The organism is Bifidobacterium ramosum, assembly GCF_009299505.1.
Classification (GTDB): domain Bacteria; phylum Actinomycetota; class Actinomycetes; order Actinomycetales; family Bifidobacteriaceae; genus Bifidobacterium; species Bifidobacterium ramosum.
This window is the reverse complement of record NZ_WBSM01000009.1, coordinates 36462-51375: the sequence shown is the minus strand read 5'-3', so window position 1 is coordinate 51375 and position 14914 is coordinate 36462. Positions and strand designations below refer to the sequence as shown.

The window sequence follows — 14914 nt, the reverse complement described above, 5'->3', positions numbered from 1 at the left end:
TGAGAAGAACAAAAGTTTCCCAAGTCGCGGAAAGGGTACGCGTGAATTTCGAAGTCTGGCCCGAGGCCATTGAACTGGGTCGCATGTTTGCCGAGCAGGGGTATGAGCTGGCGTTGGTGGGCGGTCCGGTGCGCGACCTGCTGCTGCACCGCAAGTCTCACGATTTGGATTTCTGCTCGTCGGCGCGTCCCGAGCAGTTCGAGCCGATCCTGCGGCGCTGGGGGCATGACGGATTCTGGGACATGGGCCGCAAGTTCGGCACGCTCGGCGCGATGCGCCGGCGTCCGGACGGCACCGAGGTCAAGGTCGAGATCACCACGTACCGGTCGGACGTCTACGATCCCGACTCGCGCAAGCCCGAAGTCAACTACGGTGACTCGCTCGAGGGCGACCTGTCGCGTCGCGACTTCACCGTCAACGCGATGGCCCTGCGCGTGCCCGATCTCGAATTCGTCGATCCGTTCGGCGGTGCGAACGACCTCGCCAAGGGCGTGCTGCGCACCCCGGTCGACCCGCGTCAGTCATTCGACGACGATCCGCTGCGCATGATGCGCGCCGTGCGGTTCGTCGCCCAGCTCGGCTTCCGCATCGAACCGGAGACCGCCGAGGCGATCAGCGACATGGTCGACCGCATCGAGATCGTCTCCGCCGAACGCGTACGCGACGAACTCGTCAAACTGCTGCTGTCCGACCGTCCGCGCGCCGGCATCGAAGCGCTCGTCGACTCCGGACTCGCCGACATCGTCTTCCCGGAGATCCCCGCGCTGCAGCTCGAAATCGACGAACATCATCGTCACAAGGACGTCTTCGAGCACACCATGATCGTCATCGAACGTGCGGTCGCGCTGGAAACCGACGATGACGGCCCGGTGCCGCGTCCTGATCTCACGCTGCGGCTCGCCGCGCTCATGCACGACATCGGCAAGCCGAAGACGCGCCGGTTCGAGCCGGGCGGCAAGGTGAGCTTCCACCATCACGACGCGGTGGGCGCGAAGATGACGCGCAAGCGGCTCAAGGCGCTGCACTTCGATCACCACATCATCGACGACGTGAGCGAGCTGGTGAACCTGCACCTGCGCTTCCACGGTTATGTGGACGAGCCGTGGACCGACTCGGCCGTGCGCCGGTACGTGAAGGACGCCGGGCATCTGTACGAGCGGCTCAACCGGCTCACGCGCGCCGACGCGACCACGCAGAACAAGCGCAAGGCGATGGTGTTCTCGTCCGCGATGGACGAGATGGAGCAGCGTGTGCGCGAGCTCAAGGAGAAGGAGGACTTCGACGCGATCCGCCCGGATGTGGACGGCAACGAGATCATGTCGATCCTCGGATTGGCGCCGGGGCCGATGGTCGGCCGGGCCTACAAGCACATGCTCGAGTACCGTTTGGATAACGGTCCGGTCGATCACGAGGTCGCCGTGGACGAGCTCAAGCGCTGGTACGCGTCGCTTGCCTAGCTTGCGCCGTTCTCTAACGGACATACAGCCGAAAACCCCACCCGAATCGGCTGTATGTCCGTTGAGAAGGGTGGGCGGATATGTCTGGGACGTTCCACAACGAATCAGCCCCTCTCCCTCTAACGGACATACAGCCGATCGCAACGATGTTATCGGCTGTATGTCCGTTAAGGGGGTGGGACTGATGCCCTAGTGCCTAGTGTCTGGAATCGTCAGCTGGCTTTGACCGGGTCGTGCGTGATGGCCTTCGGCAGATTGGTCATCTTGTCCGCGGCCACACAGCCCTCGATGCTGGTGATCTCGGTGCCGCTGCCCGGCACCTTATCGCGGTCGACCAAGTCATTGAACGTGCCGCCGAGCACCACGTCGACCAGCAGATCGTCACGGTCGTCCATCACCATCACCGCATCGGTGAAATTCGCGGCGACCGTATATCCCTGGGCGATCGCGTTCTTGCCGAACCGGATCGTCGTGCGTTCCACGTCCTGAATCTGATTGCCCTTGGCATCGAGATACGTCTCGGCCTTCACGTCCGGGAAGGCGCGGTTGTTCTGCAATTCGTCCGCGACGGCACCGGCCAGACCGCCGAACGTCGTGCCGTTGAGCACGCGGATGCTGACATCGCGATTATCGAGGTACTTGACCGGATTGCCCTTGCTGTCGGTGGGCGCGCACGGCGCGGTGACGCCGTAGTTCGGCAGCGTCGCGGCCTGTTTCGACTCGCCCAGACCGAATGCGTGGTAGTAGAACATCAAGGCGATCACCAACACGACGACGAGCAGCGTGCCGGCGATGCCGAACACCTTGCGCTGTCGCCTGCGCATATAAGCCTTACGGGCCTGTCGCTCGTCGTATAGCTCCGTCATAATCACGCCTTCCGAAAATCGATTGGTTCACACATTAGCGTCAAAGGCTGACGCGCGGAACGGCCGGAGCCGTGGCCGAAATGATCCGGTCCACCGACCGCGACGCCGTCCACGCGAGCCGTACTGCGGCCACCGCGTCGTCCGGCACGAACGCGATCACGGACGGTCCGGAGCCGGAGACGAACGCCTGTCGCGCGCCTGCACGCAACGCGTCGGCGATCGCCTCGCCGCTGCGCGGATGCAACGCGACCGCCGCATGCTGCAGATGATTCTCCTCGCCGTCGCCGGCGCCCAACTGGTCGAACGCGGCGTACACGGCGGGCGTGCTCAGCGCATCGTGATACGCGCCGATCAGCACCTGGCCGGCGAATCCGCGGTCGGCCAGCGTGCGCGCCGCCTCGCTGCCCGGCTCGATCGGCTCGATGCGCTCGCCGAATCCGGTGCCGTGCGCGTATCCGCCCGTCAGGCAGAACGGCATATCCGCGCCCAACGTCGCGGCCACGGCGCGCAACCGGTCCATCGGCCAGTGCAGCCCCCACAGCTCGTTCAGTCCGAGCAGCGTGCCGGCCGCATCCGCCGATCCGCCGCCCAAGCCGGCGGCCACGGGAATGCGCTTCTCCAGCCGGATCGCCACATCGGGCGCGTGCCCCGCGGCCTCGGCCAGCGCATACAGGGCCAGCACCGCGTGATTGCGGCGCATGTCGCTGCCGGTCGATGCCAGATCGCCCAGATGGCCGCCGCTCAGGTCCAGTGAGAATCCGGTGCCCGGCTCCTTGCGGGTGACGGTGACCGTGTCGTACACGCCCACGCCGCAGTAGATCGTGTCAAGCGCGTGCCGGCCGCCCCACTCGGCGCGCGGTGCGCCGACGTGCAGCGTCAGGTTCGTTTTCGCCGGCACGTCGACGGTGACAGTGTCGGCGGTGACAGTGTCGACGGTGACGGCGCCCGGAAGCACGGCGTTCGCGGAATGCACAGCGGCGGTAACAGGAGCGGGATGAGGGTCGATCATGCCTGGACCTCCGCGGCCAGCCGCGCGAAATCGGCGATCGTGAGCGTTTCGCCGCGGCGGGTCGGGTCGATGCCGGCGCGTTCGAACGCCGCCTCGGGCACCTCGCGTTTGAGTGCTGCGTGCAGCGTCTTGCGGCGCTGGCTGAACGCCGCGTCGATCAGATGGAACGTGGCGTTGCGGTCGGCGCCACCCGTCATCTCGGCCTGCGCTTCGGGCGTGTGCCGGTCGAAGCGCACCAGCGCGGAGTCCACGTTCGGGGCCGGCCAGAACACGTTGCGGCCGATGTTCCCCACGCGCCGCGCGGTGCCGTACCATGCCAGCTTCACGCTCGGCGTGCCGTAGATCTTGTTGCCGGGCGTCGCGGCGAGACGGTCCGCGACCTCCTTCTGCACCATCACGAGAAACGAGTCGAGATTGTCGAACCGCTCGAGCAGCGTCAGGATGATCGGCGTCGCGACGTTGTACGGCAGGTTCGCGACGAGCGTGAACGAGTCGTCGTCGTTGAAATCCGGGACGTTCTCCGGCGTGACGGTAAGCGCGTCGCGGTTGACGACGCGGAACCGGTCGACCGCCTCCGGCATGAACTCCGCGATCGTGCGCGGCAGACGCTCGGCCACGGGCGGATCGATCTCGATCGCCGTCATCCGCGCGCCGGTCTCCAGAATCGCCAGCGTCAGCGAACCCAGCCCCGGGCCGACCTCCATCACATGCGTGTCGGCCGTCACGTCGGCCTCGCGTACGATGCGCCGCACCGTACCCGGGTCGATCACGAAATTCTGCCCGAACTTCTTCGTCGGGCTGATGCCCGCGTCGGCCGCGATGCGGCGGATGTCGGCCGCGCCCAGCAGATGGCCCTGCTGTTCCTGCTCTTCGCTCATATCAGTCACCTGTTTATCCTCTCACCAATGCCCGTCAGTGTCGCTCGCCCGGCCTGTCCGTCGGTGTCGGTCGTCGGCGGTGGTCGTCAGTTGCGGTTGTCCGTTGCGTCCGTCGGCGGTGGTCGTCAGTACCAGCCCACGGTTTCGGAGTGCTGCCATGCCTTCGACGGGGTGCCGTACCGTTGCGCGATGTAGTACAGACCCCAGTCGATCTGTACGGCGGCGTCGTTCTTCCAATCCGTGCCGAATGTGGCCATTTTATCGCCGGGCAGCGCTTGCGGGATGCCGTAGGCGTGCGACCATGCGTTTTCCGCGTTCCACTGCCAGCCCGATTCGCGCGTCCACAGTTTGAGCAGCGCCGTCCATTCGTCGCCGGTCCAGCCGCGTTGCGCCGCGGCGCCGGCTGCATACGTTTGCGCCTGGGCTGCGGTGGGATGCCAGAGGCGGGCGGTGGTGCTGGAGTCGGTATCGGTGCCTGAGTCGCTGCCGGAACCGGTGTTCGAGTTGCCGTTGCCGGAGTTGTTTGTGTTACCCGAGTCGCTACTGTTGCCGGACGAGGTATTGCCCGAGCTGTTACTGTTGCCAGACGAGGTATTACCCGAGCTGTTACTGTTGCCGTTCCCGGAATTCGTGTTGCCGTTGGATGAGTTCGATCCGTCGCCGTTGCTGTTGGTGTTGCCAGACGAGTTGTCGGAACCGGAATCGGTACTGTTGCCGCCGTTCGGTGTGCGGTCCGTCGTGCCGGATGACGTATCGCCTCCGGTATTACCGGAACCGCTCGTACTGTTGCCTGTATTGCTGTTGCTGTTGCCATCGTTGGCTGAAGTTGATCCGCCGGTGTTACCGTTACCGCTGCCGGTATCGGTATCGTTCGTGCCGGTCTGCGACGATCCGCCGCCGTCGGTCGTGCTCTGCGTGCCGGTCGACCCGGTCGTATCGTTCGCCGAGCCGTTCGTATCGTCCGCGGTGGAACCATCGCCGGTCGCATCGCTATCGTTGTCATTCACCGTATCCTGCGCCGGACCGACCGCGACGATCGTATCGACTGCGATCTTCTTCGTCGTCTCGGATACCAGCGTTTCCGATTCCTTGACGCCGTCCACGTACGTCACATCATACGTTTGCAACGTCTCGCCATCCTCGCCCTCCTGCCGGATCTCGGATTCGCCCGGCTGCAACGTGGGATCGACGATCGTCTGCGTGCCGTGCGGTACCGTCACCGTGCGCGTCTCGCGCTTGGTCGTGACGCGCTGCACGCGCAGGATCGTCTTGCCGTCGCTGTGCTCGACGCTCACGCGATCGTCCTTGCCGACCGTGATGCCCGCCGCATCAAGAATCGACGCGGCCGGCAGTTTGCCGTTCGGCGCTTCGGTGGTTTTGCCATCGGCGATCACCGTGACCGGGCCGTCCTCGTTGATGACCAGTCCGCCGGTCAGCTTGTTGTATACGTTGTCAATGTCGACCGTGACCTTTGCGGCCGCGGCCTCGTTCTGCTCGAAGAAGCCGAGCAGCTGTGCGGCGCTGGTGGCCGTCGTCCAGAACGGCACCCGCTGGCCGTCGATGGTGATGGTGGTCTGGTAGGCGCTTTGCACGGTCACCACCGCGCGGTCGGTAAGCTTGTCGCCGCCTGCGCTGGACTCCACCAGATCGTGTGTTTTGATCGTAATGCCCTGCGAGGCGAGCAGCCGTTGCGCACTCATGGCGTATGTGGTGACCGTGGTGGTTTCGCCGTTGACCGTGATCGCCACGGTTTTGCGCGCGGTGAGGAGGAACATGCCGACGGCCGCGGCCGTTACGATGATCGCGCTGGCGGCGACGCGGATACGGCGCAACATCACCAATCGTTGCGGGGTCCATCGCCTGAGTGGCATCGGCATCCTCTTTTCTGCGTTGCGTGTGGTTTGCTGTGCTGTGCCGCATTGTATCGGGTCAGTCAGGACGGTGGCTGGAAACCGCCCCGACCCGCACGTTTCCCTGACGTGCCGCGTTGCGCCCCCCGCTTCGATCGTCTTTCTTCGATCGTTCCTTGTTGGACGTTCTTCTTTCCCCTAAACGGACATACAGCCGATCTACACCCCGAAATCGGCTGTATGTCCGTTACTGGGAGAGCGCGCTCCCGCATCTCGCCCATCCCTCTAACGGACATGCAGCCGATTCGCCCACCCAAATCGGCTGTATGTCCGTTGAAGGGAAGAGACAAGGCCGGGAGATCGAAATGGGGCGCACAGGATAAAGAAAAAGGGGGCGGGAGAGAAGGGGAAGTTCCCGCCCCCTGAAGGGGCAGAGCCGGTTGGGGGAACGCTCTGCCCGATGCCAGAAGCCACAAGTTGGGGGAAGGCCTCTGGTCTTGTCTTACACAGGGTAAGTTTTGTTATGTGCGCAGTACACTGCGTATACCCATTACTATACGCCGTTTTCCCACGCGACGAGCCTCCTGTCGGGATCGAACCGACGACCTGCCGCTTACAAGGCGGCCGCTCTGGCCATCTGAGCTAAGGAGGCCAAACGTGCTGGACATCGCCCGGCACGGACGAATGACTAGCATACCAGCACGTCTCGAATGTTCAATTCACGCGGCGATACTGCGGTGTTGCTCCATCGATACCGCATGACCACATCGCGACAATACCGCAACAACAGCGCGGCGGTACCATCACGATACCGCCGCGCTGCGAACCGTCGTCACTCGCCGGTCGTCAGCGAAATCGGCTTGCCACTCGCGCCGATCGACGGCAGCTCGCCCGCCGTGCCGGCCTTGCTCGAATCCAAGCCGATCGACTGGAACAGTCCGTCGGTAATCGACACGCCAGCCGTCGACAGATCGTTCAGATTCCAACGCGTACCGTTGATCGTGATCGTCGGCGCCGTGAACGAACCCGCGTACGTGCCGGTCGTATTCAGCAGCTCCGAACGCTTCGGCGTATACACGTTGATCGCGTCCAGCCAATCCTGATAGTCACGGCCGAACGCGGCGTCCGCCACCGACTGCGACACGCCGGCCTTCACGGCCTGCTCCTTGAGCTTGTCGTCGCTCACCGGCTGGTAGTCGCTGCCTTCGGACGGCTGGAAGTCCTCGGCGTACAGGTTCTTGACGAACTCGAGCAGATGGTTCGGATCGTCGTCATGGTCGGCGATGTACAGCGCAGCGTTCGCGGCGCGGCTCGAATATTCGTCGGTCGAGTAGCGGTCCATAAACGACAGGAAGTGCAGCTCGAGATTGATCTGGCCTGCGTTCGTGAGCTTGATGAGCGTCGGGTCGAGCTGACGGTTGACCGAACCACAGCCCGGGCACATGAAGTCCATGTAGACGGCGACGGTCGGGACGTCGCTGACCGACTTGTTGTAGCCGTCTTTCGAGATGAGGATGCCGCCCTTCTTGTCGGCGCGCTCCGGCTTCGGCGACGCCCTTTCGACGGCCGAGTAGGCGTCGCCGACCGACATGTTCGCCTGCGCCTGCTCCTCGGCGGACTTGCGGGTTGCGTTCCAGATGGCCACGCCGGCGACCACCAGCAGCACGACGACGATCGCGACGACGATCGCGCCGATGATGGTCTGCTGACGACGTTCCTTGGCGGCCTTTTCCGCGGCAATGCGCGCGGCGGCCTCCTCGGCGGCGCGGCGGTCGGCTCGCGTCTTGCGTTTGGTGGTTTTGTTCTGTGCCATGATCAAAGTCCTTTCACCCAACAACCTCGCCCATAATAACCGAAACGGCGCGTACGGGGCCGATTTCTCCGGAAGCCGAGCAGCGGCGTGACAGCGCGGCGGATGCACTGCTTCGGGGCGATCGGCACACGCCACGCCGACCTACACCGTGAGAATTCCGCCGATCAGCGGCCGCCAGTCGATCGGATACGACAATGCCAGCGGCACGCAAGCGGCAACGGTCAGCGTGATCCAGATCACCAGCAACGTTGCGTCCCGACGGCCTGCACCGTTCCCGCGCATCGCCCCCGCGCCGAGCCGCAGCGTCGCCGATCGTGGTCCGAGCGCGCATAGCAGCCATCCGATCGCCGCGCCCGCGCCCAACGCCAGCCCGCTGGACGACAGCGGCAGATCGTTGAACAGCGGCACGGTGACCACCCGTCCGAACAGCCGCAGATCAACGTGCATGACCGGCAGCGCCAGCGCCCACGCGGCCGCGCACGCCAGCGCCGTCATCACCGCGCCTATCGTGAGCGCGCGCGGCACCGTCGCGACCAGCGCCTTGACCGCGTGCCACGGCAGACTCGCCGCGCCCAGCAGCATATCGCTGCCCTTGCGCTCGCCGCCGCGCCGGGCCTCGCGCATGAGCTGCGAGTCGGCGGCGTAGCCGAGCGTGGCGAGCAGCCAGGAGGTCGCGGCGGCGGTCGCGGCGGCGACCAGCGGCGTGCTGGCGGCGAATGCGGCCAACGGGATGGTCAGCAGCCACAGCGGCAGGACGCCGCGCGTCAGGTATTGGCTGCGCGTGACGTCGGCGGGATTGACGAAGGGGGCGGGGAACGGTTGGTTTGGTGCTGGCTGCGGCAGTGGTGTCGGTACTGGTACCGGTTGGAGGGGTGACGTGGGGTCCGTCATCTGCTGCGTTGCCGGGATGATGGGCGGTGCGACGGCCGTAGCCGTGACATCGTTTGCCGTGCGTGTGTGTCCTAGGGTTCCTGCGATACGTGATGGCTGCCGATCGGATGCGATGTCGTCCGGCGATGCGTCTGCGGATGCGGATTCCAGGTCCGGTTCGACGCCGGCCAGTCGGCTCAAGACGGAGCGCGGGTTCTGATGCGCCGGCATGGGCGGGATGACGACGGTCGGCACGGCGGTGGTGATCGGTGCCGTTGCGGCGGTTTCTTCGCCGGATGCTGCGGGATCGTGATGGTCGAGGATGCCGGCACCGCCGTCTGAAGGCAGTACGGTGGTCGATTCCGGTGATGCCGCGGCATCACCGGCGTACGGCAATACGGTGGTCGCGGAAGTCGTCGGCGGAATGGTCTCCGTGACGGCACCGGATGATGGCATGGCAACGGTGGGCGCCGCGCCCGGGGTCGGCAGGACCGTCGTTGCGGACGTTGCGGACGATGCGGACGGCAGGATCGCGGTCGCTGGGAGCGCGGTGGTCGGAGTCGGCGGTGCCGGGGGCTCGTTGCGCCAGAGCACGCGTGGATTATCCACGCCGGCACCCTCAAAAGGGCGCACCACCTCCGTTTCGCCGCTGTCGCCGGCGGCATCCTCCCAAGCATGTGGGTTGAGCGCATCCAGTGCAATCGCTTGCAACAGCTGGTCCGGAGTACAACGTTTGCTACGGTCCGGATTGAGCGCCGCGCGGAACGCGGCCATGGTGCCGGCCGGCATGCCGGACAGGTTCGCGTTGCCCGCCGCCGCCCGCTCGAGCACCGCCATCATCGGCTTCGTGCCGAACACGGGCGCTCCGGTCGCCGCGAACGCGAGCACCGACGCCACCGACCACCAGTCGGTCATCGCGTCGGACTCCGCGCCGTCGATGATCTCCGGCGCGATGAACCCCGGCGTGCCCATCACCAGGCCGGTCCGTGTCACATGGCTCTCTCCGCCGGTCATCGCGATGCCGAAATCCACCAATACCGGGCCGGAAACGGACACCATCACGTTCGTCGGCTTGATGTCGCGGTGTACGATGCCCGCCGCATGCACCGCCTTGACGGCGGCGATCAATTTGCGTGCGAGCCGTTCCAGATCGTCGCCTGTATACCGTCCGTTGGCTTTCACGTCGTCGCGCAGATTCTTGCCTTCGATCAGTTCCGTGACGATGAACGCGACCGAATCATCGAGTTCCATGTCAACGATGCCGCACACGCCGGGATGATCGACCTTCTTCAACGCCATTGCCTCACGACGCAAACGTTCGCGTGCGGTGAGCCGTTCGCGAACGCTGTCATCGACCTCGCCGCCTGCATTTGCGTCGCCGTCCGCGTCGCCGGTCGTATCGGACTCGTCGACCAGTGAGTCGCGCAGGATCTTCATCGCGTATTCCTGGCCGCCGTCGTCCCGCGCGCGCCACACCGATCCCATCGCACCGGCCCCCAGCCGCGAAATCAGCGTATACCCGCCGATCAGGTCGCCCGGTTTCAGATTCAACGCGCTCACATCGCTCATGCCTCCCATCCTAGCGAGTCCCCTTGCGCCCGGCTGAATGGGCGTCGTTCCTTGCCGACGGCCAATCTCCGCCGAACAGCCCCCCTAACGGACAACCAGCCGATTGCGACGCGAAATCGGCTGGTTGTCCGTTGGGGGTGATGGATGCGAGCCGTCGGGGAACATGCGGAGGAGTCCCCTCACTTGTCCGTCCTCTCTCCTCAACGGACATACAGCCGTTTTAGACCCACAAATCGGCTGGTTGTCCGTTGAGGGAGCGCGAATCATCGGGGAACGCTTGTACGGAGTGCATCCCGATCACTCGTCAATGCGTCCGAAAAACCGCGACATTGTGGATAACATACCCCCGAACTCACGTGTTATCCACAGCGAGTTATCCACAACACGCCGAAGCCTCACGTCTGCGTCCACATACCCCGGATCCGCTTGCCGTCACCCCGTCGCACCGACGACCATCGAATCATGAAACCGAACAAGGACGTCGAACGACTGGCCGACCACGCCGAACGGCATCGCCGCTGCTTCTATCCGCTCACCAACGCCGAGCAGAAAGCGGTCTCCGCGCGCTACCGTTCCGGCGAACTCGTGCGCCCGCACCGTCATGTCTACGCGCGTCCCGACTACTGGAACTCGCTGGACCCCGATGAGCAGTCGCGCCACCTCGTCAAAACGCTGTCGCGGCAGTACCCGCATCGCGTGTTCGCCGGCCCGTCTGCCGCCGCAACCCTGCATCTGGATGGTCCGTGGACGTTGCATCGCGACAATCTGATATTCGTCGCGACCACCGGTTCGACGTACTCGAAACGCATGCATCCCAAGCTCCGGCTCGTCGGCATGGCGGATGTGCCGGCGCATGTGGTGCGGCATTACCGGGATACGTGCGGCCGTATGCGGTGCGACGTCGCGCCGGTCGCGGAGTGCGACGTAGAAAATGTTACTTGCGACGCCGGTCTGCGGAACGTGCGCCCCGCCACGGAAGACGACGGCGCGCGGTTGGTGATGCGTGACGCCGGGTTCGGCATGGGATATGGCTACGCGCTGACGGATATGGTGCGCGTCACGTCGCCCGCGCGCACGTTGGTGGATTGTGGATTACGGTATCCGTTCGAGCAGGTGCTGCCGATGGTTGATACGGCGTTGCGGCGTGGGCTGACGAGCCGGGACGACGTGTTGGCGATCTGTGACGCGATGTATGAGGATTGCGGTGACGTGCTGCGGCTGTTGCATTATGCCGATCCGTTGAGCGAGAACGGCGGCGAGTCGCTGTGCCGCGCGGCGATCATCGAGGAGGGATTCGTGCTGCCGCAGCTGCAGCGGCCGTTCGTCGATCCCGCGAACGGACGCGACGAGTATCGTGCGGATTTCACGTGGTGTCTGCCGGGCGGGCGGATCGTCGTGCTGGAGTACGACGGCATGCGCAAGTATGTCGATCCGGCGATGACCGATCGGAGAGACGTGCGTGGCGTGGTGGAGCGGGAACGGGCGCGCGAGACGGCGTTGCGCGCTGCCGGCGTGACGACGATCCTGCGCGTCAGTCACACCGAAGTGGTCGAGCGCACGCCGCTCATCCTCAAACTCCAACGCGCCGGCATCCCCCGCGTCTCCTCCTCGTCCTGACGATGTCCCTGCCGCGAATACACCTCAACGGACATACAGCCGATTACGCCGCAAAATCGGCTGTATGTCCGTCGGAAAAGGAGCGAAATCCCTCCGGAAGCGCTCCGAGAAGTGCCTCCCCTCCCCCCATGCGTTCCTCGGCGTCACATGCCTTCCTCTAACGGACATACAGCCGATTGACCCCGGTATTTCGGCTGTATGTCCGTTGGGGAGACCGGTCGACGGAACCGATCGTGCTGGTAAAACGACAGGTTGTGTAAACGGACCGTCACGCCGCGCCGGAACCTGATTGAATCAGACTAGCGACGAATCGCGTGCGGCAACGTGGCATGGCGGATTCGCCGAAGCGGACGATACCAGCCAGTACAAGGGAGAACGTATGGAACTCGAAGAACTTTCGGTCGTCGAAAAAGCGGCGATGCTGTCCGGCGGATCGGAATGGGACTCGCGCGGCAGCGACCGCGCCGGCATCCCCAGCTTCGTGATGAGCGACGGTCCGCACGGCGTGCGCCGCCAGCTCGGCGAAGGCGACCACCTCGGCCTCGGCGCGTCCAAGCCCGCCACCTGCTTCCCCACCGCCGGCACGGTCGCCAACTCGTGGGATCCGGCGCTCGCCGAAGAGATGGGCGAGGCGCTCGGCAAGGAAGCACACGACCTCGACGTCAACGTGCTGCTCGGCCCCGGCCTCAACATCAAGCGCAACCCGCTGTGCGGCCGCAACTTCGAGTACTATTCCGAAGACCCGATCGTCGCCGGCCGCATGGCCGCCGGCCTCATCCGCGGCATCCAGTCGAACGGCATCAGCGCATGTCCGAAGCACTTCGCCGTCAACAGTCAGGAACTGCGACGCCAGGCCAGCAACTCCGTCATCGACGAACGCACCATGCGCGAGGTCTATCTTACCGGCTTCGAAATCGCCGTGCGCGAGGCCGCGCCGCTCACCATCATGACCTCGTACAACGAGATCAACGGCGTGTACGCGCACGAAAACAAGCACCTGCTGCAGGACATCCTGCGCGACGAATGGGGTTTCGACGGCATGGTCGTCTCCGATTGGGGCGGCTCCAATTCGGCCGTCGCCGCGGTCAAGGCTGGCGGCTCGCTCGAAATGCCGTCGCCGGGACTCACCTCGGTGCGCGAACTCGAACGCGCGGTGGAAACCGGCGCGCTGTCCGAAACCGATATCAACAAGCGTGCGGCGGAAGTCGCGAAAATCGCGGCTGCCACGCGACTCGTCGGCGTCGGTCGCGACGATCTGCTCACGGACGCGGACGCCGCTGCCCATCACAACGTCGCGCGGCACGTGGCCGAAGGATCAATCGTGCTGCTGAAGAACAGCGCGCCCACGGCAGACGGCGCGGCTGCGACGGCTGGCGCGACCGCCGCTGCCCCCGTCCTTCCGCTCGTGCCGGGCACGCGCGTCGCCGTCATCGGCGACATGGCGAAAACCCCGCGGTTCCAAGGCTCCGGCTCCTCCAAAGTCAACGCCACGCGCAACGAAAACATCCTCGACGAACTCACCAACGCCGCTGACCGCACCGGCGTCACCGTCACCGGCTACCAGCAGGGCTACGACCGTCAGGGCGCGCCCAACCGCGTGCTCATCGAAGACGCGGTTGCACTCGCCGGCCGCGACGACGTCGACGTGATCCTCGCCGTCGTCGGTCTCGACGAGCGCAGCGAATCCGAAGGCCTCGACCGCTCCACCATGGCCATCCCGCAGACGCAGAACGACCTCGTCGCCGCGCTTGCCAACGTTGGCAAGCCGGTCGTCGTCGTACTCGTCGCCGGCTCGCCGGTCGAACTGCCGTGGTTCGACTCCGTCGCCGCCGCGCTGTACGTCGGCCTGTCCGGCCAAGCCGGCGCGTCCGCGACCGTGCGCGCGCTCGTCGGCGAGGTCAACCCGTCCGGTCATCTGGCCGAAACCTGGCCGCTGCGCTACGACGACTGCCCGTCCGCCGGCTGGTATCCCGCCGCTGGGCGCGACGCGATCTACCGCGAAGGCCCGTTCGTCGGCTACCGCTACTACGAGACGGCCGGCGTGCCCGTGCGTTTCCCGTTCGGTTACGGCCTGTCGTACGCGACGTTCACGTACGCCAACCTGACCGCCGACGACACCGGCGTCGAGTTCATCGTGACCAACGACTCCGACGTGGACGGCGCGACCGTCGCGCAGCTGTACGTGTCCGGACCGTCGCGATCGGCGGCGAATGACGACAGCACTGACGGTGCGAACGTTGGCGTGCTGCGTCCCGCGCGTGAACTCAAGGGATTCGCGAAGATCCATCTCGCCGCGCACGAATCGCAGACCGTGCGCATCGAATTCGACCGGTATACGTTCCGTCACTTCGACACGAAGGCCGACAAGTGGGCGGTCGAGTCCGGTATCTGGACGCTCACGGTTGGTGACAACGCCGAACACCTGCCGTTGAGCACGCCGTTCGCCGTCGCCGGCGACGTGGACGCGAAGCCCGCCGATCCGGCGCTCGGCCACTATCTGACCGGCGACGTGAAGCATGCGACCGATGTCGAAATGGCCGTGCTGTTCGGCCGCAATGGTGTGGCTGCCGACGGCAAGCCGGTCGAGTTCGGCGTGAACGACCCGATCTCGTCGTGGGCCGGATCGCGCGGTTTCGTCGCCCGCACCGTCGCCAACACGCTCATTTCGCGCGAGGCGAAGGTGCGCGAAAAGACCGGTGCGCCCGACCTTAACACGCTGTTCATCCTCAATATGCCGCCGCGCGCCATGAGCAAAATGACGCAGGGCATGGTCGATTCGGCCATGGTCGACGCGATCGTCGCGATCGGCAACGGCCACACGTTCCGCGGCCTCGGCGGACTGATCGCCTCCTACTTCCGCAACCAATCCGCCAACAAGCGCATCGCAAAGGAGCTCAACCATGACTGACGTCACTCGACAGGGCAAGGCCGCGTCGAATGTTTCGGACGTTTCAGCCGCCTCGGCTGCGTTGGCCAAGTCGACCG

9 protein-coding genes and 1 tRNA gene are annotated in these 14914 nt (G+C 65.2%); 3 read left to right on the top strand and 7 right to left on the bottom strand.

The genetic code is table 11. The features are described from left to right. Positions 1-41: 41 nt before the first annotated feature. Entirely contained in the window at positions 42-1457 is a 1416-nt protein-coding gene (locus tag DSM100688_RS08595; RefSeq protein WP_152358691.1) for a CCA tRNA nucleotidyltransferase, read from the top strand. A 212-nt stretch (positions 1458-1669) separates the two neighbouring features. Here DSM100688_RS08595 and DSM100688_RS08590 read toward each other — a convergent pair whose 3' ends face one another. The 7 genes from DSM100688_RS08590 to DSM100688_RS08560 all read right to left on the bottom strand — a co-directional run bounded on the left by DSM100688_RS08590 (position 1670) and on the right by DSM100688_RS08560 (position 10321). Beyond that, positions 1670-2323, bottom strand: a complete 654-nt coding sequence (locus tag DSM100688_RS08590) for a LytR C-terminal domain-containing protein (RefSeq protein WP_152358690.1) — start codon at positions 2321-2323, stop codon at positions 1670-1672. A gap of 40 nt (positions 2324-2363) precedes the next feature. Continuing rightward, entirely contained in the window at positions 2364-3332 is a 969-nt protein-coding gene (locus tag DSM100688_RS08585) for a 4-(cytidine 5'-diphospho)-2-C-methyl-D-erythritol kinase (protein WP_152358689.1), read from the bottom strand. Further along, complete coding sequence (gene rsmA, locus DSM100688_RS08580; protein ID WP_152358688.1) at positions 3329-4210, bottom strand: 16S rRNA (adenine(1518)-N(6)/adenine(1519)-N(6))-dimethyltransferase RsmA; 882 nt, start codon at positions 4208-4210, stop codon at positions 3329-3331. Before rsmA ends, DSM100688_RS08585 begins: the two co-directional genes overlap by 4 nt. A 125-nt stretch (positions 4211-4335) precedes the next feature. Continuing rightward, complete coding sequence (locus tag DSM100688_RS08575) at positions 4336-6081, bottom strand: aggregation-promoting factor C-terminal-like domain-containing protein (RefSeq protein ID WP_338070089.1); 1746 nt, start codon at positions 6079-6081, stop codon at positions 4336-4338. A 557-nt stretch (positions 6082-6638) separates the two neighbouring features. Next, positions 6639-6712, bottom strand: a tRNA-Thr gene (locus tag DSM100688_RS08570). 180 nt (positions 6713-6892) lie between these two features. Then, the gene (locus DSM100688_RS08565) at positions 6893-7873 is read right to left on the bottom strand and encodes a DsbA family protein (protein WP_152358686.1); all 981 of its coding nucleotides are present in this window, start codon (positions 7871-7873) and stop codon (positions 6893-6895) included. 141 nt (positions 7874-8014) lie between these two features. Then, positions 8015-10321 carry a serine/threonine-protein kinase gene (locus DSM100688_RS08560; protein ID WP_152358685.1) on the bottom strand — a complete coding sequence of 769 codons (2307 nt, stop codon included), beginning with the start codon at positions 10319-10321 and terminating at the stop codon, positions 8015-8017. A 453-nt stretch (positions 10322-10774) separates the two neighbouring features. Between DSM100688_RS08560 and DSM100688_RS08555 the strand changes: the two genes are divergently transcribed. After that, on the top strand, positions 10775-11929 hold the full coding sequence (locus DSM100688_RS08555) for a CTP synthase (RefSeq protein ID WP_239519422.1): 1155 nt from the start codon (positions 10775-10777) through the stop codon (positions 11927-11929). 379 nt (positions 11930-12308) lie between these two features. Further along, positions 12309-14837 carry a glycoside hydrolase family 3 C-terminal domain-containing protein gene (locus tag DSM100688_RS08550; protein WP_152358684.1) on the top strand — a complete coding sequence of 843 codons (2529 nt, stop codon included), beginning with the start codon at positions 12309-12311 and terminating at the stop codon, positions 14835-14837. Positions 14838-14914: the final 77 nt, after the last annotated feature.